Origin of the sequence: Klebsiella sp. 64 (assembly GCF_018223915.1) — a bacterium.
GTDB lineage: Bacteria > Pseudomonadota > Gammaproteobacteria > Enterobacterales > Enterobacteriaceae > Klebsiella > Klebsiella pneumoniae.
Genome location: NZ_JAGRQZ010000008.1, coordinates 23,219 through 47,343 on the forward strand (window position 1 = coordinate 23,219; position 24,125 = coordinate 47,343).

Annotated in this window: 22 protein-coding genes and 1 pseudogene; 6 read left to right on the forward strand and 17 right to left on the reverse strand. The window is 55.0% G+C overall.

The genetic code is table 11. The features are described from left to right. Positions 1-45 precede the first annotated feature (45 nt). The 4 genes from budA to KHQ23_RS26290 all read left to right on the forward strand — a co-directional run bounded on the left by budA (position 46) and on the right by KHQ23_RS26290 (position 4,345). Entirely contained in the window at positions 46-825 is a 780-nt protein-coding gene (gene budA / locus KHQ23_RS07835) for an acetolactate decarboxylase (RefSeq protein ID WP_002908205.1), read from the forward strand. A 9-nt stretch (positions 826-834) separates the two neighbouring features. Then, entirely contained in the window at positions 835-2,514 is a 1,680-nt protein-coding gene (gene alsS, locus KHQ23_RS07840; protein WP_032434673.1) for an acetolactate synthase AlsS, read from the forward strand. A 23-nt stretch (positions 2,515-2,537) separates the two neighbouring features. Continuing rightward, a complete protein-coding gene (locus tag KHQ23_RS07845) occupies positions 2,538-3,308 on the forward strand; it encodes a (S)-acetoin forming diacetyl reductase (RefSeq protein ID WP_004151179.1) in 771 nt (256 codons plus the stop codon). Between the two features lie 395 nt (positions 3,309-3,703). Next, on the forward strand, positions 3,704-4,345 hold the full coding sequence (locus KHQ23_RS26290) for a hypothetical protein (protein WP_004145379.1): 642 nt from the start codon (positions 3,704-3,706) through the stop codon (positions 4,343-4,345). 128 nt (positions 4,346-4,473) lie between these two features. On the opposite strand, the gene KHQ23_RS07850 is transcribed toward KHQ23_RS26290, so the two are convergent. From KHQ23_RS07850 to KHQ23_RS07865, 4 genes are all read right to left on the reverse strand, one after another. Continuing rightward, positions 4,474-5,010, reverse strand: a complete 537-nt coding sequence (locus tag KHQ23_RS07850) for a GNAT family N-acetyltransferase (RefSeq protein WP_032434675.1) — start codon at positions 5,008-5,010, stop codon at positions 4,474-4,476. 75 nt (positions 5,011-5,085) lie between these two features. Next, positions 5,086-8,202, reverse strand: coding sequence for a multidrug efflux RND transporter permease subunit KexD (gene kexD, locus KHQ23_RS07855; RefSeq protein WP_038990921.1), 3,117 nt, complete (start codon positions 8,200-8,202; stop codon positions 5,086-5,088). A gap of 37 nt (positions 8,203-8,239) precedes the next feature. Next, a complete protein-coding gene (locus tag KHQ23_RS07860; protein WP_073553348.1) occupies positions 8,240-9,124 on the reverse strand; it encodes an ABC transporter six-transmembrane domain-containing protein in 885 nt (294 codons plus the stop codon). Positions 9,125-9,353: 229 nt separating this feature from the next. Then, a complete protein-coding gene (locus KHQ23_RS07865) occupies positions 9,354-9,743 on the reverse strand; it encodes a transporter (RefSeq protein WP_004219658.1) in 390 nt (129 codons plus the stop codon). A gap of 282 nt (positions 9,744-10,025) precedes the next feature. Here KHQ23_RS07865 and KHQ23_RS07870 point away from each other — a divergent pair, with 282 nt between their 5' ends. Next, positions 10,026-10,730: a response regulator gene (locus KHQ23_RS07870; protein WP_004151175.1), complete on the forward strand. Its 705-nt coding sequence runs from the start codon at positions 10,026-10,028 to the stop codon at positions 10,728-10,730. Beyond that, positions 10,727-11,788 carry a HAMP domain-containing histidine kinase CrrB gene (gene ccrB / locus KHQ23_RS07875; protein ID WP_032434677.1) on the forward strand — a complete coding sequence of 354 codons (1,062 nt, stop codon included), beginning with the start codon at positions 10,727-10,729 and terminating at the stop codon, positions 11,786-11,788. The genes KHQ23_RS07870 and ccrB overlap by 4 nt, the downstream gene beginning before the upstream one ends. Here the strand turns inward: ccrB and KHQ23_RS07880 are convergent. The 13 genes and pseudogenes from KHQ23_RS07880 to KHQ23_RS07940 all read right to left on the reverse strand — a co-directional run bounded on the left by KHQ23_RS07880 (position 11,785) and on the right by KHQ23_RS07940 (position 24,125). After that, on the reverse strand, positions 11,785-12,720 hold the full coding sequence (locus tag KHQ23_RS07880; protein WP_021469713.1) for an ATP-grasp fold amidoligase family protein: 936 nt from the start codon (positions 12,718-12,720) through the stop codon (positions 11,785-11,787). The genes ccrB and KHQ23_RS07880 overlap by 4 nt on opposite strands. A 236-nt stretch (positions 12,721-12,956) precedes the next feature. Beyond that, positions 12,957-13,994 (reverse strand): annotated as a pseudogene (locus KHQ23_RS07885) (S66 peptidase family protein). 379 nt (positions 13,995-14,373) lie between these two features. Then, positions 14,374-15,216, reverse strand: coding sequence for a c-type cytochrome biogenesis protein CcmI (ccmI, locus tag KHQ23_RS07890; RefSeq protein WP_032434679.1), 843 nt, complete (start codon positions 15,214-15,216; stop codon positions 14,374-14,376). Beyond that, positions 15,213-15,659 (reverse strand): cytochrome c-type biogenesis protein, encoded by a 447-nt coding sequence (locus KHQ23_RS07895; RefSeq protein ID WP_072196948.1) that lies wholly within the window; start codon positions 15,657-15,659, stop codon positions 15,213-15,215. Before KHQ23_RS07895 ends, ccmI begins: the two co-directional genes overlap by 4 nt. Before the next feature lie 11 nt (positions 15,660-15,670). Then, positions 15,671-16,225: a DsbE family thiol:disulfide interchange protein gene (locus tag KHQ23_RS07900; protein ID WP_032434681.1), complete on the reverse strand. Its 555-nt coding sequence runs from the start codon at positions 16,223-16,225 to the stop codon at positions 15,671-15,673. Continuing rightward, a complete protein-coding gene (locus KHQ23_RS07905; RefSeq protein ID WP_032432488.1) occupies positions 16,222-18,174 on the reverse strand; it encodes a heme lyase CcmF/NrfE family subunit in 1,953 nt (650 codons plus the stop codon). The genes KHQ23_RS07900 and KHQ23_RS07905 overlap by 4 nt, the downstream gene beginning before the upstream one ends. Next, entirely contained in the window at positions 18,171-18,629 is a 459-nt protein-coding gene (gene ccmE / locus KHQ23_RS07910) for a cytochrome c maturation protein CcmE (RefSeq protein ID WP_021312418.1), read from the reverse strand. The genes KHQ23_RS07905 and ccmE overlap by 4 nt, the downstream gene beginning before the upstream one ends. After that, positions 18,613-18,843 (reverse strand): heme exporter protein CcmD, encoded by a 231-nt coding sequence (gene ccmD, locus KHQ23_RS07915; protein ID WP_032421437.1) that lies wholly within the window; start codon positions 18,841-18,843, stop codon positions 18,613-18,615. Before ccmD ends, ccmE begins: the two co-directional genes overlap by 17 nt. Then, positions 18,840-19,577: a heme ABC transporter permease gene (locus KHQ23_RS07920; protein WP_016531818.1), complete on the reverse strand. Its 738-nt coding sequence runs from the start codon at positions 19,575-19,577 to the stop codon at positions 18,840-18,842. The genes ccmD and KHQ23_RS07920 overlap by 4 nt, the downstream gene beginning before the upstream one ends. 49 nt (positions 19,578-19,626) lie before the next feature. Then, positions 19,627-20,286, reverse strand: a complete 660-nt coding sequence (gene ccmB, locus KHQ23_RS07925; protein WP_004151166.1) for a heme exporter protein CcmB — start codon at positions 20,284-20,286, stop codon at positions 19,627-19,629. Further along, entirely contained in the window at positions 20,283-20,906 is a 624-nt protein-coding gene (gene ccmA, locus KHQ23_RS07930) for a cytochrome c biogenesis heme-transporting ATPase CcmA (RefSeq protein WP_004898745.1), read from the reverse strand. The genes ccmB and ccmA overlap by 4 nt, the downstream gene beginning before the upstream one ends. Before the next feature lie 83 nt (positions 20,907-20,989). Continuing rightward, positions 20,990-22,330: a cytochrome c gene (locus KHQ23_RS07935; protein ID WP_004184337.1), complete on the reverse strand. Its 1,341-nt coding sequence runs from the start codon at positions 22,328-22,330 to the stop codon at positions 20,990-20,992. 10 nt (positions 22,331-22,340) lie between these two features. After that, the gene (locus tag KHQ23_RS07940) at positions 22,341-24,125 is read right to left on the reverse strand and encodes a GMC family oxidoreductase (RefSeq protein ID WP_002908285.1); all 1,785 of its coding nucleotides are present in this window, start codon (positions 24,123-24,125) and stop codon (positions 22,341-22,343) included.

Consider the following 24,125-nt stretch of genomic DNA (forward strand, 5'->3'; position numbering starts at 1 on the left):
CATTTATTTAACCTTTCTTATATTTGTTGAACGAGGAAGTGGTATATGAATCATTCTGCTGAATGCACCTGCGAAGAGAGTCTATGCGAAACCCTGCGGGCGTTTTCCGCGCAGCATCCCGAGAGCGTGCTCTATCAGACATCGCTCATGAGCGCCCTGCTGAGCGGGGTTTACGAAGGCAGCACCACCATCGCCGACCTGCTGAAACACGGCGATTTCGGCCTCGGCACCTTTAATGAGCTGGACGGGGAGCTGATCGCCTTCAGCAGTCAGGTCTATCAGCTGCGCGCCGACGGCAGCGCGCGCAAAGCCCAGCCGGAGCAGAAAACGCCGTTCGCGGTGATGACCTGGTTCCAGCCGCAGTACCGGAAAACCTTTGACCATCCGGTGAGCCGCCAGCAGCTGCACGAGGTGATCGACCAGCAAATCCCCTCTGACAACCTGTTCTGCGCCCTGCGCATCGACGGCCATTTCCGCCATGCCCATACCCGCACCGTGCCGCGCCAGACGCCGCCGTACCGGGCGATGACCGACGTCCTCGACGATCAGCCGGTGTTCCGCTTTAACCAGCGCGAAGGGGTGCTGGTCGGCTTCCGGACTCCGCAGCATATGCAGGGGATCAACGTCGCCGGGTATCACGAGCATTTTATTACCGATGACCGCAAAGGCGGCGGTCACCTGCTGGATTACCAGCTCGACCACGGGGTGCTGACCTTCGGCGAAATTCACAAGCTGATGATCGACCTGCCCGCCGACAGCGCGTTCCTGCAGGCTAATCTGCATCCCGATAATCTCGATGCCGCCATCCGTTCCGTAGAAAGTTAAGGGGGTCACATGGACAAACAGTATCCGGTACGCCAGTGGGCGCACGGCGCCGATCTCGTCGTCAGTCAGCTGGAAGCACAGGGGGTACGCCAGGTGTTCGGCATCCCCGGCGCCAAAATCGACAAGGTCTTCGATTCACTGCTGGATTCCTCCATTCGCATTATTCCGGTACGCCACGAAGCCAACGCCGCATTTATGGCCGCCGCCGTCGGACGTATTACCGGCAAAGCGGGCGTGGCGCTGGTCACCTCCGGTCCGGGTTGTTCTAACCTGATCACCGGCATGGCCACCGCGAACAGCGAAGGCGACCCGGTGGTGGCCCTGGGCGGCGCGGTAAAACGCGCCGATAAAGCCAAACAGGTCCATCAGAGTATGGATACGGTGGCGATGTTCAGCCCGGTCACCAAATACGCCGTCGAGGTGACGGCGCCGGATGCGCTGGCGGAAGTGGTCTCCAACGCCTTCCGCGCCGCCGAGCAGGGCCGGCCGGGCAGCGCGTTCGTTAGCCTGCCGCAGGATGTGGTCGATGGCCCGGTCAGCGGCAAAGTGCTGCCGGCCAGCGGGGCCCCGCAGATGGGCGCCGCGCCGGATGATGCCATCGACCAGGTGGCGAAGCTTATCGCCCAGGCGAAGAACCCGATCTTCCTGCTCGGCCTGATGGCCAGCCAGCCGGAAAACAGCAAGGCGCTGCGCCGTTTGCTGGAGACCAGCCATATTCCAGTCACCAGCACCTATCAGGCCGCAGGAGCGGTGAATCAGGATAACTTCTCTCGCTTCGCCGGCCGGGTTGGGCTGTTTAACAACCAGGCCGGGGACCGTCTGCTGCAGCTCGCCGACCTGGTGATCTGCATCGGCTACAGCCCGGTGGAATACGAACCGGCGATGTGGAACAGCGGCAACGCGACGCTGGTGCACATCGACGTGCTGCCCGCCTATGAAGAGCGCAACTATACCCCGGATGTCGAGCTGGTGGGCGATATCGCCGGCACTCTCAACAAGCTGGCGCAAAATATCGATCATCGGCTGGTGCTCTCCCCGCAGGCGGCGGAGATCCTCCGCGACCGCCAGCACCAGCGCGAGCTGCTGGACCGCCGCGGCGCGCAGCTCAACCAGTTTGCCCTGCATCCCCTGCGCATCGTTCGCGCCATGCAGGACATCGTCAACAGCGACGTCACGTTGACCGTGGACATGGGCAGCTTCCATATCTGGATTGCCCGCTACCTGTACAGCTTCCGCGCCCGCCAGGTGATGATCTCCAACGGCCAGCAGACCATGGGCGTCGCCCTGCCCTGGGCCATCGGCGCCTGGCTGGTCAATCCTGAGCGCAAAGTGGTCTCCGTCTCCGGCGACGGCGGCTTCCTGCAGTCGAGCATGGAGCTGGAGACCGCCGTCCGCCTGAACGCCAACGTGCTGCATCTTATCTGGGTCGATAACGGCTACAACATGGTCGCTATCCAGGAAGAGAAAAAATATCAGCGCCTGTCCGGCGTCGAGTTCGGGCCGATGGATTTTAAAGCCTATGCCGAATCCTTCGGCGCGAAAGGGTTTGCCGTGGAAAGCGCCGAGGCGCTGGAGCCGACCCTGCGCGCGGCGATGGACGTCGACGGCCCGGCGGTAGTGGCCATCCCGGTAGATTATCGCGATAACCCGCTGCTGATGGGCCAGCTGCATCTGAGTCAGATTCTGTAAGTCATCACAATAAGGAAAGGAAAATGAAAAAAGTCGCACTTGTTACCGGCGCCGGCCAGGGGATTGGTAAAGCTATCGCCCTTCGTCTGGTGAAGGATGGATTTGCCGTGGCCATTGCCGATTATAACGACGCCACCGCCAAAGCGGTCGCCTCCGAAATCAACCAGGCCGGCGGCCGCGCCATGGCGGTGAAAGTGGATGTCTCCGACCGCGACCAGGTATTTGCCGCCGTCGAACAGGCGCGCAAAACGCTGGGCGGCTTCGACGTCATCGTCAACAACGCCGGCGTGGCGCCATCCACGCCGATCGAGTCCATTACCCCGGAGATTGTCGATAAAGTCTACAATATCAACGTTAAAGGGGTGATCTGGGGCATCCAGGCAGCGGTCGAGGCCTTTAAGAAAGAGGGTCACGGCGGGAAAATCATCAACGCCTGTTCCCAGGCCGGCCACGTCGGCAACCCGGAGCTGGCGGTATATAGCTCGAGTAAATTCGCGGTACGCGGCTTAACCCAGACCGCCGCTCGCGACCTCGCGCCGCTGGGCATCACGGTCAACGGCTACTGCCCGGGGATTGTCAAAACGCCGATGTGGGCCGAAATTGACCGCCAGGTGTCCGAAGCCGCCGGTAAACCGCTGGGCTACGGTACCGCCGAGTTCGCCAAACGCATCACCCTCGGCCGCCTGTCCGAGCCGGAAGATGTCGCCGCCTGCGTCTCCTATCTTGCCAGCCCGGATTCTGATTATATGACCGGTCAGTCATTGCTGATCGACGGCGGCATGGTGTTTAACTAATAAAAAAAAGCTCTGACATGGCTTGCCCCTGCTTTCGCGCAGGGGCTTTTTTTGGTTTGGGTGTAAGTGTAAGCATCCCGGAGAAACGAAGCATCGATATTTGAGGGCTTCTGGCGTTCTCACTTACGCTTCGACACGACGTGGGCAATCTGACTGGGATGAAGGTCTGATTTGAGCGAGGAGCGGAAGTTCGGGAACGGGATAGCTCCATTGATGACTTTATGCTACGTGTTAAACCACAGGTAATGGAGTTGCTGCCGGAGAAAGTAGTAGTCTTTAGACTGAGATCTTTTGAAAGGAACTGTAGTTGCTATAAAATTGAGGAACCAAATTTTTTAGCTTTTAAAAAATAAAATATTATCTCTTTTAGAAATTAGATAAGCAGGAGAAAAGCTATGATATCGATAATAAAGGATCTATTTAGTAACCAAGTGGGTTCCGCAGTCATTCTTACTATCATTGGAGCGATTACAAAAAAGTATATTCAGTTTCATCGCAGAGACTTTTTTTCACGCTCATCCTCCGAGCAGATAAAAGCAGTCGAATGGCTTAGAACCTCTTCTGTACCCATCTCCGATCCGTTAGCAAAGGCGGAACAGCAGTTCCGCCTACAGTCGTTCGGACTGCATAGAGATTGGCATTTATCTTATAAAATCATATGCTTGAGTTCCGATTATGCACAGTCATTGATTCCGTCCTTGAAGGCAGTCTTGCGTTATCAGGGCATGTACACAATTACTAACGGGAATATATACCCTCATAAATTCCATAAGTGGATAATACCTTTTGTGTTAATATCGTTGCTATTATATATCGGTGCTGAGATATACAGAGGTTCTTCACAGAGTGATGGTATAGAGATTTTGAAATCTCTATACGTCGTTATTGTGGCTTTTATAGTATGGTGTTGGGTCGCTGCTTGTGCTCTGAGAGTATCAAGCATCAGTAAAAAGCTCAATGCCTATATCCCACCCGCAAACGATTTTAAATCCAAGACATACGATTTCAGTTCAATACTCAATAATAGATATCCCTAGCCTGGCTGATCTGCTTCCCGTAAATACTGATACCTGGCAGTAAGCGAGATCCGCTTCTGGCACGGCGCGAACTGTTAACTGAGCCAAAGGTCCGCCATGAGCGAGGAGCGGACATTTTTCTTCGTCCTCTACTTCGTCCATTCTTTATGCAGTAACGCATAGATGTATGTGTCGTCATACCTTGCCTTACCCTCCTCGTTTTCAAAGGAGACAAACTCTTTAAAACAACCTTCACGTCGCATATGCAAACGTTCACAGAGTTTTTGAGAGGCCAGGTTGTAAACTTCTACCCAGGCATACAAACGTCTGGCATCTTTTACTTTAAATAAATAATCAAACAGTGCAGCAACTGACTCGCTTGCGTATCCCTGATGTTCGTAACGTTGATTAAAATGCCAGCCTACTGACCAGGTATTGCTGTCTGGTTCGTTGCTATTGTCCGCAAAAAGATGTCCGATTAACGTATCGGTTTCTTTTAGACAAACGGCAAACTGTGCTGTGTCAGAGGCTCGTTTAGCCACGTCGACCTCTGCCTCATCGAGTGAATGTAACTTTTCATCCTTAAAGCAAGGAGCACGTGGTGAAGAGAGGTAATCGAAAAGTGCTGCCGCATCCTCTTCCTTAAAATGGCGAATGATTAACCTTTGCGTGGTAATGATGTTCATAATGTCCTTGATAATGTAATGCCAGCCAGTTCAGCAAGAAGTCTGCTTTAAACTGGCCGGAACACAGGGCATAGATTAGCCGTTCCGGCTATTCCCCGGTCTGTCTTTTCTCATGCCAGTAAATCGTGTGATCGTCACGAAAAATACCGGAACAAAGAAAATGGCCAGTAGCGTTCCGCTAATCATCCCGCCGAATACACCGGTACCAATCGCATGCTGCGTGCTGTCGCTGGCTCCACTGGCAAGCATCAGTGGAACAACACCTAATGTGAAAGCCAGAGAAGTCATCAGAATTGGCCGTAAGCGTAGCTTTGCAGCCGTCAATGTCGCGTCAATAAGACTCTTTCCTTCTTTCATCAATTGTCTCGCGAACTCGATAATCAGAATCGCATTTTTGGCGGAAAGTCCAATCAGGGTTATCAGACCCACTTTGAAAAAAACGTCATTCGTCATATTCGTAACGGATACGGCCAGCACAGCGCCGAGCAGCCCCAGAGGAACAACGAGCATGACCGCGAAGGGAACTGACCAGCTTTCGTATAGAGCAGCCAGCACCATGAATACCACCAGTACCGAGAGCACAATAAGACCCGGAAGCTGTGATGCAGACTCTTTTTCCTGTAACGAACTTCCCGCCCACTCCCCGGCGAACCCCGGTGGTAAGTGCTTAGCCAGATCGTCCATTGCCGCCATTGCGGTACCTGATGATTTTCCCTGTGCGGCACTGCCGGTTATGCGTATGGCAGGATATCCCTGATAGCGTATCAGTTGCTGCGGTGCAACATTCCACGAAAGCGTTACAAAAGTGGATAACGGAAGCATCTGCCCCAGACGGTTTTTGACAAACAAAGCCAAAAGTTGTTCGGGCTGCATCCGGTATGGCGCGTCAGCCTGGACGATAACCTGCTGAACCCGACCATTATTGGTATAGTCATTAACATAATTGGAACCTGCTGCAACGGAAATGGTTTGATTTATTTCATCAAACGACACCCCCATGGCCTCCGCTTTTTCCCTGTCGATATGCAGGGAAAGGCTTGTTCCCTCACCAAGTCCATCAATATAGACATCGGCAAGGTGAGGATTATGATTTGCCTGTACAATAAGTTCATCGGCCGCCTTTTTGAGTGCCTGATAGCCTTTCCCCCCTCTGTCCTGTAAATAATAAGTGAACCCGGATGAGGTTCCCATATCAGAAATGGCCGGAGGCAGCAGACTCATCGTTACGGCGTCAGGCACGTTTGCCATTTGGGACTGAATATGGTCAGCTTCTTCCTGTGCCGTGGTTCCTTTGCGTTGTTTCCAGTCCTTGAGGGTGGTGAATGCCATGGCCGAATTTTGGCCTGATCCTGAGAAACCAAATCCCAGGATCATAATGTTACTTTCTACCGCCTGCCGGTGGGCGATCTCCTCTTCAAATGTATCGACGACCTTAAGCGTCCGCTGCATCGTGGCATCAGAAGGAAGCTGGATTGAGGACATAAAATAACCCTGATCTTCATCGGGTAAAAATGATGATGGTAAGGTGGACAGCCCGGCAAACAATGCCAAACATAATGCAGCATAGATCATCATCATACGGCCAGTACGCTTCAGTACAAATCCCAGACCAGTGGCGTAAAACGAAGTCAGGCGATGAAAGTGAGCGTTAAACCACGCTGAAAATGCGCTGCTTTTACCCTGATGAATACCATGTGGTTTGAGCAGGGTTGCACAAAGCGCAGGCGTTAACGTCAGCGCCAGGAATGCCGACAGTAAAATGGATATCGCCATCGAAATGCTGAACTGCCGATAAATAATACCCACAGAACCGCTGGCAAAGGCCATTGGTATAAACACCGCAGTGAGCACCAGCGTAATACCAATGATTGCCGGCGTAATTTCACGCATCGCTTCTCGCGTTGCATCCTGTGGAGACATTTTTTTGTCTTCCATCAGTCGTTCGACGTTCTCCACCACAACAATAGCATCGTCAACAATAATCCCGATGGCCAGTATCATTCCAAACATGGTTAAAATATTGATGGAATAACCGCTTAATAGCATTACGGTAAATGTGCCGAGCAGCGCCACGGGTGCCACAATCGCAGGAATAAGCGTACAGCGTATCTTGTGAAGGAAAAGCAGCATCACGAAAAAGACCAGAACCATGGCTTCAACAAATGTCTCAACTACCTTCAATATCGATAGCTTTACAAATGGAGCCGTATCGAAAGGCACGGTGAATGTCATTCCCTCGGGAAGCACACCGGACAGTTCTGTTAACCGCGCGCGGATACCCGACGCAGTACTAATCGCATTTGCGCCAGGAGACAACTGAATGGCGGCAGCCGTTGCAGGCACGCCATTTTCACGGATGCCAAATGCGTAACTTTGCAACCCGGATTCCACGCGGGCAACGTCTGCCAGTGTCACCCGGGCGGCTGAGACCTGTGATTTAATCGTGATATTGCGAAATTCTTCAACCGAAGAGAGCTGCCCTTTTACCGTTATTGGATAGGTCACCTCTTGACTGCTCGTCGCGGGTTCATCTCCGGTTCTGCCCGGTGAAACAATCACGTTTTGTTGACTGATGGCGCTTAATACATCCGTAACAGAGAGCCCATAGCTGTGTAATTTCATCGGGTCCAGCCATATGCGGAGTGCCTTTTCTCCGCCAAAAAGCTGGACTTTACCTACACCAGGTACGCGACGGAGTTCATCAGTAACATTCCTTGCAAAATAATCGCTTAAGTCAGCTTCCTGATAGGCTCCGCTTGGCGATTTTAACCCCACCATCATTAAAAAACCGGAATTAGCTGCCTCAACATTTATCCCATTCTGTCTTACCGACTGCGGCAGGCGAGATTCCACAATTTTAATTTGGTTTTGCAGATCCATCTGGGCGAGTTTGATGTCGGTACCGGGTTTGAAAGTTACCGTAATTGACGCCATCCCTGTCGTGTCACTGGAAGATTCAAAATAGAGTAAATTGTCAACACTCGAAATTTCACGCTCGATCAGAGACACGACGGATGTGTTCATCACTTCCGGGCTAGCTCCAGGGTAACTCACTGAAATGATAATACCGGGTGGCGCAACTTCAGGGTATTGCGCAACCGGTAAACGAGGTATGGACAACAGTCCCGTCAGAACAATAAACAGGGCAATAACCCATGCGAAGATGGGGCGCTCAATGAAAAAGTGCGGCATCAGGTGTACTTCCAGTCAACATACAAAGGGTAAAAGTTCAGCATGGTTTTCCTGATAAAGAGGTCTCATCGTCAGTCGAAACCCGTTTACCGATATCCCTGAGCTGGGAAAATTTCTCAAGAAGTTGTGGTGCGTCATCAAGGCTTGTTGCAAACATCCACATATAGGTCATGACGGAATAAATATGTCCGGCATTAATTCCGGATTCCATGCTCATCCTGATAATGGTCATGGAAAAGAGAGCAGAAACCAGAAGGCCTATTGATAAATATCCCCATGCCTCTCTGTCGGATAACACCACGCGCAGACGAGCAAGTGTGTCATAATGTCGCTTAAGAGCACCAAAAGACGCCTTATTAACATAATCGACCTCTTTCTCAAGGCGATTATTCAGCCGTCTGTAGAATGTCTCATTTTTGCTGGCATAGCTTGAGACAAAACACATCAGTATTGCCACGATGATCAAACAGGCTATACCTGTCCAGAATTCAATCCATAACAGCATAATTGCTGCGCCGAAAAGGGAAATGATCGAGGTGATCAATACGGGAAGGTGCAACTCGAAGAAATCTACAAATTCACGCGACAGAGTGACTCTCGCAGCAATAGTCGAGTGATTAAGTGAATATTTTCGCTGGGATAATACTACAGTCACAGCAAGACTTGCGTAGATACGTGCAAACGTTCGCGTATCGACACTACGTCTGGTGGCTCCCATGCACCACATGAACAGAACCATCAGGCCATAAAGGGCCGCATGTGACGTCTGTCCGCCCAGGATGGCATTTATCGCCATGCCCGCCAGAACGGGGTAGAGCAGGAATGCAACGTTTTCAGCAATAACCAGCATGAAAGTAATGCACAATTTCTTTCTGTGCCGCCAGGCAAGTCTCTTAAGTGAGATAGCAACCCCGGGGGCCATAGGTTTGTCGTTGCCTTTATAAATCATGATAAATTATATTAAACATCTGTGTGTAAAGGGTTCTGCAGTTGGTTTATTATGTCAGCTAAGTGAAACGAGACAGCAGAACAGAGCAGTCATAAATCCATGTGCTAAGTGTAACGTGATGATGTCAATCGTGAATGGATGTTTTATGGAGGATATGTGTACTCACTCCTGAGGTTATGTATCATATTGACATTGCATAATATCAAACCATTCTTATACATAAACATAAAGGTAGTCCGCAAAAGAAAACCATTAAAAAAAATTCATAATAAAAAACAAAATCATAGATATCTGGAAAAGTATTCAAAAGCAGATGTAATACAATGATGGTGTGTATAAACACTAAAACCAGACCGAATGTTATTGCAATGAAGTTTTTAAAAACTCCAGGTTTTTTCTGAATAATAAATGATAATGCTGTAATGATTATCAAAACACGAATCAGTAAAGATGAGGGTAATGTTGATTCTACTTTTTCATTAATTGAATGCACAAGGTAAAGCCAGGTAGATAGCAACCCATATGAAACGATGCAAAATAAAAGTGAGGCCATCAAATTCTCGCGCCGGAAAAAACATTTAGTCAGCACCATAAAACTCCTTAGACAAAGTACATATTGCATGCACCACTTAACCTGGTTGTAGATTATCACTTAGCGATGTTGATTAATTATTTATAAAATGTGTAGTGAATATGGAGAGTGAGTCTGGTAAAATTTTAAGAAAATTTCTTGATGAACTTTTCCAAAAAGTACCTGTCAAAAGACATCAAATTGAAAATTAATGTTTGTAATTGAGTTAAAGAGCTTTAAGCATGACGATAAAAGTGCTTTCAGGGTAAAATGCATGTTGTCATCAGCACTGTGGAAGAAAATATGAACAACAACAATCTGATTATCGTCGCAGAAGACGATGATGACATCGCTGCCATACTGACAGGCTATTTACGTAAGGCAGGTATGAAAACCTTAAGAGCCGAAGACGGTGAGCAGGCAATCAATCTTACCCGTCTGAACAAGCCTGATCTCCTGCTATTGGACATCCACCTGCCCGTGTACGATGGCTGGAATGTTCTCACCACGTTAAGAAAGGAAACGAATGTACCGGTCATCATGGTGACAGCACTGGATCAAGACGTTGATAAACTGATGGGGCTACGGCTCGGGGCTGACGACTATGTGATAAAACCCTTCAATCCATCTGAGGTTATTGCCCGGGTTGAAGCTGTGCTTCGCAGAACCAGACCGGTTGCAGAGTCTACACATTCACGGCCTTTAAGAACGCCTTTTTTAACGATTTATCCTGATGAGTTTTACGTTGAAATCACTGCACAAGGTGAGGTTTCCACGCCAGTATTAACCACCACTGAGTTTAAGCTTTTAACCTATCTGGCGAGAAACCCGAGAAAAGTCTGTTCACGTGAAGAGTTACTCGATGCGTGTTTACCTGAGGGAGACTCGCTGGATCGTACTGTAGACAGTCATATGAGTAAACTTCGGAAAAAGCTTGAACATGCCGGATTGAAGGGCATTCCGGAAAGCATCCGAGGATTAGGCTACCGGTTGGGTGACAAAAAATGAACAAAGAAACGATTCTGAGCCGTCAGATTTTGACATATATGTTGTTGTTAACGTTTGTTATTATTGCCATTGCAATACTCGGTTCCTACTTATTTTATAGTTTCCTGATTTATTACCTGCCGGGTGGAATGAACGAAGGCAGTGAAGATGCTATGACATTCCTTGACTGGATGTGGATTCTGATGGCGTCCGTTACCAGTCTGGTCGTTGCACTTTTCTTTACCGTAAAGCTGTCTGCAAGAATATTCAACCCACTGAATGACGTCGCATACAGCCTGAAACAAATCTCTCAGGGAAACCTTAGTGCCAGAGCATTTAACAGCAGTTCTAAGTTGGGAGAGATGAATAGGCTCGTCAATGACTTTAATGAGATGGCTGAAAAGTTACAGACGCTGGATGCGCAGCGAAATTTATGGAATGCTGCAATTGCTCATGAACTCCGGACGCCGGTGACTATCTTACGTGGGAGGCTTCAGGGACTGGTTGATGGCGTTTTCGAACCAGAACCGTCGTTATTCAGGAACCTTCTTAAACAAACTGAAGGTCTGACCAACTTAATTGAGGATCTCCGCGTCGTGAGTTCGTCAGGAGGCGCTGGGTACTCCTTGATGCTGAGTGAAGTCGATCTCAAGGCCACGATTTCAAATGCGCTTGATACCTTTTGGCCGGACTTTGATAAAAAGCATTTCAAAATTGTCACTGAGATTAACCAGCAGTATTGCGTTTGCGATCCCTTACGCATTATTCAGTGCCTCACCGTTCTTTTTGACAATGCCTTAAAATATTCCACATCACAAACGCTGTTAATAAAGAATGGTATTGCAGGAAACGATAATTTTATTATCGTTCAGGACCAAGGACCTGGAATTCCTGAAGAACTCCAGAAGTCCTTATTCCAGCCTTTTCAACGAGGAGAATACGCCAAAAATATTAATCCAGAGGGCTGTGGTTTAGGGTTGTCGGTAGTTAAAGCCATTATGTGCGCCCACGGCGGAGACGTTAGCTATAGTTTAACACCAGAAAATGGCTCACTTTTCAAACTCTCATGGCCTGTTTAAGGGCATGAATACACAGGCTCGATCGAACCTGTTTTAGCAAGAGACAGATCCCACATACTGCCGAGTTTTGCGTCCCAAATTGATGGGGTGATTTTAAGTTTGCCTCTTTTGGGACTTAATGTTATTTCGCTGAAATAGATATCATCTCCTTTTAGCATAAGATCGACGCGGCAGTAGTCTATTTCTTTTGCTAAGTCCTGGGCGGCAATAACGGATTTATGAAATGATTCTGGTTCATCAACCGGCAATGGCGTGTTTGGGTATTCCATCTGAAAGGGTTGTAAATTCCACGCTCTGTCATAAACGTTAATGAATTCGTTTCCATCGCTGTCAGTAAAGTCGGCCTCGATAAAACATGCCACACCGTGAAAGCAATGTATTCTTATCATTTCCGGAGTTATATTCCGGTGTTTACTGGAAAATAGATCCAGATACATTTCGCATAGGATCACGGGTGGTATGTTTTTATACTGCCATTCTCGGGTCGTATAATACATATTCTTTTTAAGAGATAGTTTTAATTTGCTTTTAACCTTAGCGGGATCAATATTCGTTTTATCCGTGCATATGACCGCGCTACCACTATCATGATTGCATTTCAAAACAAATTTTGAGGGAAGTTTGTCGAAATCAATATCATCAACTCTGTTATAAACACCTACTAAAGGAATAAGCTTGATTAAATTAGTCCGTTTCTCAACATACTCCCTGACCAGAAGTTTATCAGCAAGCATTGTATAAAATGGGTTGTGGATAAATAAAATGCGATGGCAGATTTTCTCATTAAGCGTTACAGGGTTAAGTAAATCCGGATATGTGCCAGATATTTCTCTTAACCTGTCTGCATGAAATGAAATGTCATTAGTCAAAATTGTTCTGCATTTTCTCAACAAATATTCAATGTATTTAATTTGATAGTTTATTTTGTTCATAACGCCTCCGGTTCAGAAAGGAAATTCTGACAGAGGTTTGTTGATTTATTTTTTGCAAATTATGGAGAGTATATGGACCGACTTGCTTCTTTATTAACAGAAATTAATCCGGACCATTGTCCGCGCCTTGCACGAATCGGAAAAGTTAACTGCACTGAAGATCCGCTCTGAACGAAGAGCGGATCTTCAGTGCAAAAGAACAGCAAGGCCCGCCTTTATTATTAATACTGCCTTATCTACAACTGCTGAGTTACCCAGCTACCATTTTCAGCGAAAAATACCGTCGCATCGGCTCCATTTACCAGGGATATTTGAGGAGGCATGTGACCAATATCAACATCATACAGTACGGGCACGGCAATATTCTCAAAAGCGGCTTTAAGGGCATCCAGATAATTATGTTTAGTCGGGTCGCTTACGTCGGGTGCAGCACTTCTGCCGATAAGAACACCATTTAAGTTATCAAACCAACCCTGTAATCGTAAGCTAAATAATGCGCGTGTTAATTCACAGGGAGCCATTTCCACATTTTCAAAATAGAGGATTATTCCTTGAGGGCTATTGCTCGCCTTGAACAAGGGCACATTCCCGAATGGTGTACCTGCTAACCTGGATATTATTTCGAGGCAGCCGCCGATCAGTTTCCCGCTAAATGTCAGAGAAGATGTAACACCATCAAGGCGTTTCCACTGTGTTTTTTGGGTCAGATTGAAACCTCCGTCTGACGCTGTTCCCCATTAATTTTCATCCGCTTGAAATGCTGTTGAAGAGTACTGTTTGATTACAGTTCCCCGATTCGATTCCAGAATTTCCCATACGGCCTGAGTGGTGGCATCTAACTTTTGAGCGCCAAGATCCATGAGGTTCGGTCCATGCAAAGTAGCCCAGCCCGATATCGTCATCAGTGGGAAATGAAGTGTACTAAGATCTGAAAAGCCCACAAACCATTTTGGTTTAGACCGGGACAACAGATCAAAATCAATCAAATCAAGTAATTCCATCGCCAGATCACCGCCCCAAGGTGGCATAACAGCTTTTATATCTGGGTCAGTAAGATAAGACATTAATTCTTCAACGCGAGAAAATTTAGTGGCGCTTTTATTTTTGTGCTGCGAGCGTAAGCAGCGTCCTTCGCGGACCTGGTAACCTCTTTTCTTTAGGTTTTTTATGGCGAGTTCCAGTCTGGGATGCAGATGTTCAGGTACGCCAGAAGAGGGAGCGGTTACACCAATAACATCTCCTGGAGCCAGCCTGAGTGGAAAGAGGACACTCATGGATAAATCCTTTTCAGAACATATAGAATTCCATAGCACCACGAAGCGGGAGCACAGAGTACGCTGAAGTCACGCGTGAGAAACGCTTTCCCGGGCTGAGAACCAGGAAAACCGATAACCGTCTCCGGCAAGAAATCAGGCTCCGAGCCCAACATGTTGCCGGGTGGCGCTTCGCTTACCCGGCCTACAAAGGCTACCCGCGATTTGGCGCTCTATTCGCGCCCTTCGTAGGCCCGCGCAAGCGTAGCGCCGCCGGGCAAGGACAGCGGGCACGGAGCCGATTTTTTGCCGGGTGGCGGCTGCGCCTGACCCGGCCTACAAAACCAGGGCTGACCGTACCGCCCTCGCGGCAGACCCCACGTTCAGCGCCGCCGGGCAGTTATTGCGCCTGCTGTTGCGCCTGCGCCAGCTGGCGGACAATCGCCGCGCGCCGCGCATCCCCTTCCGGCAGCCGGGCCAGTAACGCCTGCAGGGCCGCCACGGCCTCGGGGTAATCTTCATTGCGCACCGCGCTCAGGGCCAGCATCTCCAGCACCGGCAGGCTGTTCGGCTGCCGCTGATGCAGGTCGCGCAGCAGCAGCTCGCCCATCCGAACCTGGCCGCTATCTCCCGCCCGCACCAGCGCGCTGGCGTAATCGAAAGCCGCCGCCGGGTCGTCCGCCGCCAGAGCATGCGCCCGGCCAAAGGCGCCGATCGCCGTCTCGCCATCGTTTAACAACAGGCCCAGCCGCCCAAGCAGCTGCCAGCCGGCGAGGTCGTTCGGCGTATCCTGCAGGTGGCTGCGCAGGCCAAGCCGCAGCTCCGCCAGTTCATCCATTCGCAGCGGCGCCGCCGTCGGGTCCTTAACCTGCTGCAACAGTGCAGGATAATGTCGTTCAGCCTGCTGCCAGAGCAGCACCTGACCAATATCGCTGGTTTTCAGATACAGGCCCAGACTCAGGACCACCAGCAGCAGCGCGCCCGGAAGCAGCGCCCAGCGGCGTAACGGCCGTTCGCCAGACTGTGCCTGGGGCGGAATATCCGTCAGCAGGGTGCGCTGCAGTTCGACGACCAGCGCCGGGTTGTCCTCGCCGCGCTCCTGCACCAGCTCCTGCAGGCGCGACTGGTACAGGGCGCGGTTGAGGGCATCGCGGTCTACCGCCCCTTTGCCCGACCACGGGAAGTACAGCAGCCCCAGCGCGCCAGCCAGCAACAGCCCGGCGATAACTACCAACAGGCTCATCGTTCTTTTCCTTCTTTCAATAATGCCGCCAGCCGCTGGCGCTCTTCGGCGGTGAGCGCCGCGTCAGGAATGTCGCGACGGCGGGCGCGGGCGATAATCACTCCCGCGCCCGCCAGCACGAATAACCCCGGTCCCAGCCACAGCAGCACCGTGCCCGCGGTCAGCGGCGGCTCATAGCTGACAAAATGACCGTAGCGGGCCACCATATAGTCAACGATCTGCCCTTTCGTTTTACCCTGCTGCATCAGCTCGTACACCTTCTGCCGCATATCAGCGGCAATCATCGCGTTTGAGTCGGCGATGCTGTTGTTCTGGCATTTAGGGCAGCGTAGTTGGGAGGTGATCTCGCGGAAGGCCTGCTCCTGGGCCTCATCCTTAAACTGCCAGGTATCGATGGCGGCCCACGCCTGGCCGGTCAGCATCAGCGCCAGCAGGATGACCATTACCCCTCTCATCAAACCGCCCTCCGGTTGTATTGATCCCACAGCGGCTGGAGCTCCTCGCGCCACACCCGTTCGTTCAGGTCGCCGGCGTGCCGCCAGCGGATAATGCCCTGACCGTCGATGAGAAACGTCTCCGGCGCGCCATAGACCCCGAGATCCAGGCCAAGCATGCCGTTGCCGTCGTAGAGGCTCAGCCTGTAGGGATTACCCAGGCGCTGCAGCCAGCTCATCGCCTTCTGGCGATCGTCTTTGTAGTTCATCCCCACCACCCGCACGCCCTGCTGCGCCAGGCCGTTGAGAAACTGATGCTCGGCGCGACAGGTTGGACACCAGGTGGCCCAGACGTTGAGCAGCAGCGGCTTGCCGTCAATCAGCGTCCGTCGGTCCAGCGTCTGACCGGGGGTATTCAGCGCTTCAAGGCGAAATTCCGGCAGCGGTTTGCCAATCAGCGCCGACTCGAGGGTCGTCGGGTCATCGCCATCGGCGTTGCGCATCAGCTGCCAGAACAGCGCGGCGGCCGACGCCAGAAACAGCACCAGCGGGATAAACAATAGCTTCCGGTTCATGAGGCCTCCTGCAGCTTCTTACGCATCCGGTAGCGCGGATCGAGCATGCAGCACAGACCGCCGAGGGCCATCAGCACCCCGCCGTACCAGATCCAGCGAACGAACGGTTTATAGTACAGACGCACCGCCCAGCTGCCGTCGCTCAGCTCTTCCCCTAGCGCGGCGTACAGATCGCGGGTCAGCCCGCCGCTGATCGCCGCCTCGGTCATCATCATCCGGCTGGCGGTGTAAAAGCGCTTCTCAGCATACAGCGTCGCTTCCGGGCGGCCGTTGCGGGTCACGGCGATAATGCCTTCGCCGCCGGTCCAGTTGGGGCCGACGATATTGCGCACGCCGTTAAACACAAAGTGATAGCGGTGGATATCGATGCTGTCGCCGGGGCGCATCCGTACATCGCGCTCCACGCTGTAGTTCTGGCTGAAGGTGATGCCGATAACGGTCACCGCCACGCCAACGTGACCGAGCACCATCCCCCACTGGCTGCGGGTCAGAGTGCGCAGGCCGCGCCAGAAGCCGTGGCGGTGGGTGGCCCGTTCGTGAACCTCCATCAGGGCGAAGATCAGCACCCACAGGGCCATCATCAGGCCAATGACCGCCATGGCGGTGATACGGTCCTGCAGCAGCCACGGCAGCGCCAGAGAAAGTGACAACGTCACCAGCAGAGCGATAATCAGGCGCTTAATCTGCCTGACGACGTCATCGCGCCGCCAGCGGATCAGCGGCCCCAGCCCCAGCAGCAGCGCAAACGGCGCCATCAGGGCGGTGAACATGGTGTTAAAGAACGGCTCGCCGATGGAGATGCTGCCGAGGCCCAGCTCTTTATGCACCAGCGGCAGCAGCGTTCCGAGGAGCACCACCAGCATCGCGGCCATCAGCAAGATATTGTTGCCAAGCAGGAACGTCTCGCGCGACCAAAGCGTATGTTCCACCCGCGCCCGCACCCGGCCGCCCTTCAGGGCGTACAGCAGCAGCGATCCGCCGATGGCGACAATCAGCAGTACCAGAATAAACAGCCCGCGCGACGGATCCGAGGCGAAGGCATGCACCGAAACCAGCACCCCGGAGCGCACCAGGAAGGTGCCCAGCAGGCACAGGGAGAAGGCGGCGATGGCCAGCAGCACCGTCCAGGCGCGGAAGCTGCCCCGCTTTTCGGTCACCGCCAGGGAGTGCAGCAGCGCGGTTCCCACCAGCCACGGCATAAACGAGGCGTTTTCCACCGGGTCCCAGAACCACCAGCCGCCCCAGCCCAGTTCGTAGTATGCCCACGCCGAGCCCAGCACGATGCCGAGAGTGAGGAACATCCATGCCGCCTGGGTCCAGGGACGCGACCAGCGCGCCCAGGCAGTATCCAGCCGGCCCGCCAGCAGCGAGGCGATGGCGAAGGCGAAAGCCACCGAGAAGCCGACGTAACCCATATAGAGGATCGGCGGATGGAAAATCATGCCGATATCCTGCAGCAGCGGATTGAGGTCGCGGCCATCAATGGGGTACTGCGGCAGGCCGCGGCTGAACGGATTGGAGGTGAAGAGGATAAACAGCAGGAAACCAAAGGCGATCATCCCCATCACCGCCAGCACCCGGGCGACGGCGTCGAGCGGCATCCGGCGGCTGAAGATGGCGACGGCAAAGGTCCAGACGCTGAGCAGCAGAACCCACAGCAGCAGTGAGCCCTCGTGCGCCCCCCAGGTTGCCGCCACCCGATACCACACCGGCAGCGCGCTGTTGGAGTTTTCCGCCACGTAGCGGACGGTAAAGTCATTGACCACAAAGGCGTGCACCAGCAGCAGGAAGGCGCCGCCGATACAGGCGAATAGCCCACAGGCCAGCGGCCGCGCCAGGGCCATCAGCCGCCGATCCTGCCGCGCCGCGCCCCACAGGGGATAGACGCTCAGGAGCAGCGCCAGCCCCGCCGCCAGACACAATAAAAAGTTGCCCAGCTCCGGCATCATGGCTGCGCCCCCGTTTTCTCCGGCGTCATGGCGTTTTTCACCTCCGGCGGCGTGTAATTTTCATCATGTTTGGCCAGCACCTGCTGGGCGGTAATATGCCGCTCGCCGTCCAGCACGCCCTGGGCCACCACGCCCTGCCCTTCACGAAACAGGTCCGGCAAAATGCCCTTATAGCTGACGTCCACCACCCCGCGGGCGTCATACAGCTTAAAGCGCACATCGAGAGTTTGCGGGTCGCGCTGCAGGGAGCCCGGCTGAACGTAGCCCCCCACCCGCAGGCGCTGCCCGGTATGGGGTAGCGCCCGGGTTTCCGTTTTACCGTAGATAATTTCCCCCGGGGTGTAGAACAGATCGATATTGCTGCTCAGGGCGTACAGCGTCAGGCTGACGGTTAGCCCGAGGCCGGCGAGCACCGCCAGCACGATATACAGCCGGATTTTACGACGCGCTTGCATCCGCGGCCTCCTTGTCATGTTCGCGGGCGGCAGCGATCCGCCGCTCGCGCGCCTGCTGGCGTCGTACCTCATGGAACAGCGCCCGCCGCGCCCACAGAGTGTGCACCATCAGCAGGCCAAAGGCGGCGACGGTCACGGCCACCGCCAGCCAGACGTACACGGCATAGCCGCCCATATTCAGGAAGGCGGCGAAAGACGAAAAGGCGGGGCTCATCGGGCGGCTCCTTTATTCACCAGCGCCACCACCCACGGTCGACGGCGCTCCAGCTGCAGGATCAGGTTACGCAGGCGCATCAGGGTCAGGGTGACCGACAGCGTGAGGAAGGCAAAGATGCAGATCCGCAGCGGCAGACGCATGCTTGGGTCGATGGTTTGCTGCAGGTTGGTCGAGCTCTGGTGCAGGGTGTTCCACCAGTAGACCGAGTAATGAATGATGGGCAGATTGACCACCCCGACCAGCACGAGGATCCCGGCCGCGCGCCCGGCCAGCCGCCGGTCGTCAAAGGCGTGCCACAGGGCGATGACCCCGGCATACAGAAACAGCAGCACCAGCTCTGAGGTCAGGCGGGCGTCCCAGATCCACCAGGTCCCCCACATCGGCTTGCCCCATGCCGCGCCGCTGACCAGCGCCACCAGGGTGCAGACCGCCCCCACCGGCGCCAGGGCGGCGATCGCCAGATCGGCCATTTTGATCTGCCAGACCACCCCGACGAAGGCCGCGACGGCCATCGCCAGGTACAGCCCCATCGACCACATCGCCGCCGGGACGTGAAGGTACATGATCCGGTAGCTTTCCCCCTGCTGATAGTCCGCGGGGGCGAAGCCAAAGCCCCACCCCAGGCCGATGACCAGCAACAGCGCGCTCAACGCCGCCAGCCAAGGGATCCAGCATCCGCACAGGCGGTACAGCCGCTCGGGGATCGCCAGTTGATGTAACGCTTTCCACATAGACGCTTACTCACACGGTTATGATGGCCGCGCCCGCAGGCGCAGCGAGTTATCGTACGGTCAGCCGCAGCGCAGCGGCGGTGGCGAACGGACACAGGGTGGCGCTGGCGGTTAAGAACGCCGCCAGCATCGCCAGATAGCCGCCGACCGGGAGCCCGGCGGCCGCCGCCTGGCAGGCCGCGGTGGCGAAAATCAGCAACGGCACCGCCAGCGGCAGCACCAGCAGGCTCAGCAGGACGCCGCCGCGCTTCAGGCCGACCGTCAGGCCAACCCCCACCGCGCCGAGAAAACTGAGCGTCGGGGTGCCGAGCAGCAAGGTCAGCGCCAGCACACCGGCGTCATGCAGACTCATCCCCAGCAGCAGCGCCGCCAGCGGCGAGACGATCAGCAGCGGCAGGCCGCTCATCATCCAGTGGGCAACCACCTTCACCAGCACCACCGCCACCAGTGGCGTCGGCAGGAGCATCAGTTGCTCCAGGGAACCGTCCTGCCAGTCGTCGCGAAACAACCGATCCATCACCAGCAGCGCCGCCAGCAGCGCGGCGACCCACACCACGCCCGGCGCAATCTGCGCCAGCAGCTGCGGCGCGGCGCCTACGCCGAACGGAAACAGGGTGATGACGATCAGAAAGAACCAGAGCGGATTGAGGATCTCCGCCCCGCTGCGCCACGCCAGGCGCAGTTCCCGGGCCAACAGCGCACGCATCATTGCCCGCCTCCAGCCTCGCCGCCGAGGCGCAGGGTGCGCAACGGACAGCCCAGCGGCCGCAGCGGCTGGTGGGTGGTGAGGATGGCGCATCCCCCCTGCCGGGCGTGCTGCTCTAGGCGACGGGTCAGGGTTTCCATCGCCGTGGCGTCGAGGGCGGTGAACGGCTCATCGAGGATCCACAGCGGCGCGTCGGTTAACCACAGGCGGGTAAGCGCCACCCGACGCTGCTGCCCGGCGGAGAGCTGGCTCAAGGGGAGATCTTCATAGCCCGCCAGGCCGACGGCAGCGAGGGCGCTTTCCCGCTGCTGAAGGCGGCTGGCCGGAAAGAAGAAACGCAGGTTTTCATCGGCGGTCAGCGCCGCGTTAACGCCGGGTTTATGGCCCAGCCACAGCAGCTGACGGTGAAATGACTCCCGGACCTTCGCCAGCGGCTGGCCCTGCCAACTCACCACCCCGCTTTCCGGGCGCGCCAGGCCGCAGAGGATCCGCAGCAGCGAGGTTTTCCCCGCGCCGTTATCACCGGCGACCTGCAGCAGCTCGCCGGCAGCGAGGGACAGCGTCAGCGCCGCAAACAGCGGTCGATCGTCAACGATGCAGGTCAGTCGCTCTGCATGCAGCATGAAGGCAAACTCCTTGATTCAGACAGTATTTTACGTCGTCGCTAAGTATGGGGTGCGCCGCGCGGGCGACGCAACCCTGACGGTTACTGTCCGGCCCCCGGCAGCTTCGAGATATCGGCGTTGCCTAACGCCTTCTCATCATGCGCCGCGGTCTCCTTACGCACCTTCGCCACATCGCTGGCGCTGACCGCCGGCGCGTTGTTGCCCCAGCTGGTGCGGATGAAATTGACCACATCCGCCACCTGCTGGTCGTCCAGGCGCCAGCCGAACGACGGCATGGTCAGGTTGGAGACTGCATCTTTCACCGCCGGCGTGGTGCTCCCGGTCAGAACGATGTGGATAAGCGAAGTGGCATCTTCGGTCTGGACCACCGGATTGCCCTTCAGCGACGGGAAGGCGCGCTTATAGCCTACGCCGTCGGTGCGGTGGCAGGCGGCGCAGTTATCGACATACAGCGCGGCGCCGGTTTTGCTGTCGTTACCCTTCCACAGATCTTTCGCCACGCTGTCTTCCACCGGGGCTGGGGTCTGTTTGCCGCCGCGCGGCGGGAGCGACTTCAGGTAGCGGGCGATGGCGGTGATGTCGTCATCAGAGAGATACTGCAGACTGTGCTCCACCACATCGCTCATGCCGCCGAAGACCACCGATTTATCGTTGCGTCCGGTTTTGAGGAACTCGGCCAGCTCGGCTTCGCTCCAGGTCCCCAGACCGTCGCGGTTTTCGCCGCGCAGGCTGGAGGCGACCCAGCCGTCAATCGGCGCATTGCTGCCCGCCAGGTAATCATCGCCTTCGCTTTCGCTGAGCGCTTTTTCCTGCATCGTCAGGCTACGCGGGGTATGACAGGCGCCGCAGTGGCCCAGGCCTTCCACCAGATAGCGGCCGCGCTCCAGCACCGGGTCAACCTGCGGGTTGGCGACAAAGTCGCTCGGCGTCGGGGCGAAGATGCCGCGCCAGAACGCCAGCGGCCAGCGCATCGAAAGCGGCCATGGGATGTCAGTGTCCTTGTTGGCGACATTCACCGGCTCCACGCCGTGCATAAAGTAGGCGTACATGGCGCGCATGTCCGCTTCGCTGATCCGCGCGAACGAGGGATACGGCATCGCCGGATAGAGCGTGGAACCGTCTTTCCGCACGCCCTTGCGCACCGCGTCGTCGAACTCTTCGAAGGTGTACCCGCCGATGCCGTGTTCTTTATCCGGCGTGATATTGGTGGAGTAGATGGTGCCGATCGGCGTCTCCATCGGCAAACCGCCGGCGAAAGGTTTCCCTGCTTTGCCGTTGGTGTGGCAGGCGACACAGTCCCCCGCCCGCGCCAGATACTCCCCCTGCTTAATCAGATTGCTGTCCGCAGGCGCCTCTTCGGCGAAGGCCGCGCAGCTCAATGCCCCAAGCACCAGGGCCGATAACCATTGCATTTTCATCATCTGCCTTCCTTTATGCCTGCACCAGGGGACCCGGATTTTTCAGATACTGCTCACGGATCGCCTTCGCTGACCAGTAGGCCAGCGCGGCCACCGTGCCGGTTGGGTTGTAGCCCAGCCCCTGCGGGAACGCGGAGGCGCCGATGACGAAGACGTTATGCACGTCCCAGCTTTGCAGATAACGGTTAACGGCGCTGGTTTTCGGATCTTCCCCCATCACCGCCCCACCGTTCATATGGGTGGTCTGGTAGGTGGTGGTATCAAAGTGGCTGTTGGCGTTTTTTGGGCTGCCGAGGATATATTTCGGCTTCATCGCTTTGGCGATCGGCGCCATCTTATCGAACATAAACTGCGCCATCTTGATGTCGTTTTCCTGCCAGTCGAAGGTCATGCGCAGCAGCGGCTGGCCGAAGACGTTTTTGTAGTTCGGATCAAGATCGAGGTAGTTCTGCCGATAGGACTGGTGCGCGCCGTGGGCATCCATCGACAGGTGATGGGTGTAGGTATCGGCCACCGCCGCTTTCCACTTGCTGCCCCACGCCGGGGTGCCCGGCGGTACCGGGAAACCGGAGATGGGCTTGGTCCCGGCCTGGTTGACCCAGAATGGCGAACCGCCGACAAAGCCCGCCGCGCCGTGGTCGAAGTTGTCGGCGTTGAAGTCGTCGACCCCGACGCCGTTGCCGCCCGCGCCGATAAACGGGTTGGTATAGGTGTCTTTGTCGAAAATGGCCTTGATGGTGGTCATGTTCTGGTAGGCGAAGTTACGCCCCACCACCCCTTCGCCGGTCTCCGGATTGTACGGTTTGCCGATCCCGGAGAGCAGCATCAGGTGCACGTTGTGGAACTGGAAGGCGCCGATAATCACCAGGTCCGCCGGCTGTTCCATTTCGCGCCCCTGGCCGTCGACGTAGGTCACGCCGGTGGCGCGGGATTTGTCGTCGGTCAGGTTGACCTTCAGCACGTTGGCGTTGGTCCGCAGCTCAAAGCGTTTTTCCTGGCGCAGCGCCGGCAGAATGTTCACGTTCGGCGAGGCTTTAGAGTACATGTAGCAGGCGTAGCCGCTGCAGAAACCGCAGAAGTTGCACGGGCCCATCTGCGCGCCGTAGGGGTTGGTATAGGAGTCGGAGGTGTTGGCCGACGGCAGGTTATAGGGGTGATACCCCACTTCCAGCGCCGCTTTTTCAAACAGTTGCGCCGACCAGGTGTTTTTCTGCGCCGGCAGCGGGAAGTCGTCCGAGCGGTCCGGGGCGAAGGCGTTGCCGCCGCGGCCTTTGCCGACGACCTTGCCTTTGATCGACCAGGCGGTCCCGGAGGTACCGAATACTTTTTCCGCTTTATCGAAGAACGGTTCCAGCTCGTCGTAGGTGACGCCGAAATCCTGGATGATCATATCCTGGGGGATGAAGTTTTTGCCGTAGCGTTCTTCATAGTGGCTGCGCATCCGCAGCTCAATGGGATCGACGCGGAAATGGACGCCGGACCAGTGCAGCCCGGCGCCGCCCACGCCGGTACCCGGCAGGAAGGCCGCCAGCTGGCGATAGGGCACCGCCTGCTGGCTGGTGTTATGCCGGATGGTGACGGTGCTTTTCGACAGATCCTGGAACAGCTTGCGGCGGATGTTGTAGGTCAGCTCATCAATCACCTGCGGATAGGCGCCGTCCGGCCAGGTGTCGCGCATCGGGCCGCGCTCCAGCGCGACGACGTTGAGCCCCGCTTCGGTCAGCTCTTTGGCCATGATCGCCCCAACCCAGCCGAAGCCGACGATCGCGACATCGGTTTTTTTCAATACGGTGGCCAT

Excerpts from the sequence above, each read along its gene's own strand:
- KHQ23_RS07870 (WP_004151175.1), top strand. The coding sequence starts at position 10,026 with ATGAACAACAACAATCTGATTATCGTCGCAGAAGACGATGATGACATC.
- KHQ23_RS07940 (WP_002908285.1), bottom strand. The coding sequence starts at position 24,125 with ATGGCCACCGTATTGAAAAAAACCGATGTCGCGATCGTCGGCTTCGGC.
- KHQ23_RS07920 (WP_016531818.1), bottom strand. The coding sequence starts at position 19,577 with ATGTGGAAAGCGTTACATCAACTGGCGATCCCCGAGCGGCTGTACCGC.
- KHQ23_RS07900 (WP_032434681.1), bottom strand. The coding sequence starts at position 16,225 with ATGAACCGGAAGCTATTGTTTATCCCGCTGGTGCTGTTTCTGGCGTCG.
- alsS (WP_032434673.1), top strand. The coding sequence starts at position 835 with ATGGACAAACAGTATCCGGTACGCCAGTGGGCGCACGGCGCCGATCTC.
- ccmD (WP_032421437.1), bottom strand. The coding sequence starts at position 18,843 with ATGAGCCCCGCCTTTTCGTCTTTCGCCGCCTTCCTGAATATGGGCGGC.
- KHQ23_RS07905 (WP_032432488.1), bottom strand. The coding sequence starts at position 18,174 with ATGATGCCGGAGCTGGGCAACTTTTTATTGTGTCTGGCGGCGGGGCTG.
- kexD (WP_038990921.1), bottom strand. The coding sequence starts at position 8,202 with ATGCCGCACTTTTTCATTGAGCGCCCCATCTTCGCATGGGTTATTGCC.
- KHQ23_RS07935 (WP_004184337.1), bottom strand. The coding sequence starts at position 22,330 with ATGATGAAAATGCAATGGTTATCGGCCCTGGTGCTTGGGGCATTGAGC.
- ccmA (WP_004898745.1), bottom strand. The coding sequence starts at position 20,906 with ATGCTGCATGCAGAGCGACTGACCTGCATCGTTGACGATCGACCGCTG.
- KHQ23_RS07880 (WP_021469713.1), bottom strand. The coding sequence starts at position 12,720 with ATGAACAAAATAAACTATCAAATTAAATACATTGAATATTTGTTGAGA.
- KHQ23_RS07850 (WP_032434675.1), bottom strand. The coding sequence starts at position 5,010 with ATGAACATCATTACCACGCAAAGGTTAATCATTCGCCATTTTAAGGAA.
- ccmE (WP_021312418.1), bottom strand. The coding sequence starts at position 18,629 with ATGCAAGCGCGTCGTAAAATCCGGCTGTATATCGTGCTGGCGGTGCTC.
- KHQ23_RS07860 (WP_073553348.1), bottom strand. The coding sequence starts at position 9,124 with ATGGCCCCCGGGGTTGCTATCTCACTTAAGAGACTTGCCTGGCGGCAC.
- KHQ23_RS07845 (WP_004151179.1), top strand. The coding sequence starts at position 2,538 with ATGAAAAAAGTCGCACTTGTTACCGGCGCCGGCCAGGGGATTGGTAAA.
- budA (WP_002908205.1), top strand. The coding sequence starts at position 46 with ATGAATCATTCTGCTGAATGCACCTGCGAAGAGAGTCTATGCGAAACC.
- ccmB (WP_004151166.1), bottom strand. The coding sequence starts at position 20,286 with ATGATGCGTGCGCTGTTGGCCCGGGAACTGCGCCTGGCGTGGCGCAGC.
- KHQ23_RS07865 (WP_004219658.1), bottom strand. The coding sequence starts at position 9,743 with ATGGTGCTGACTAAATGTTTTTTCCGGCGCGAGAATTTGATGGCCTCA.
- ccrB (WP_032434677.1), top strand. The coding sequence starts at position 10,727 with ATGAACAAAGAAACGATTCTGAGCCGTCAGATTTTGACATATATGTTG.
- ccmI (WP_032434679.1), bottom strand. The coding sequence starts at position 15,216 with ATGAGCCTGTTGGTAGTTATCGCCGGGCTGTTGCTGGCTGGCGCGCTG.
- KHQ23_RS07895 (WP_072196948.1), bottom strand. The coding sequence starts at position 15,659 with ATGGTCATCCTGCTGGCGCTGATGCTGACCGGCCAGGCGTGGGCCGCC.
- KHQ23_RS26290 (WP_004145379.1), top strand. The coding sequence starts at position 3,704 with ATGATATCGATAATAAAGGATCTATTTAGTAACCAAGTGGGTTCCGCA.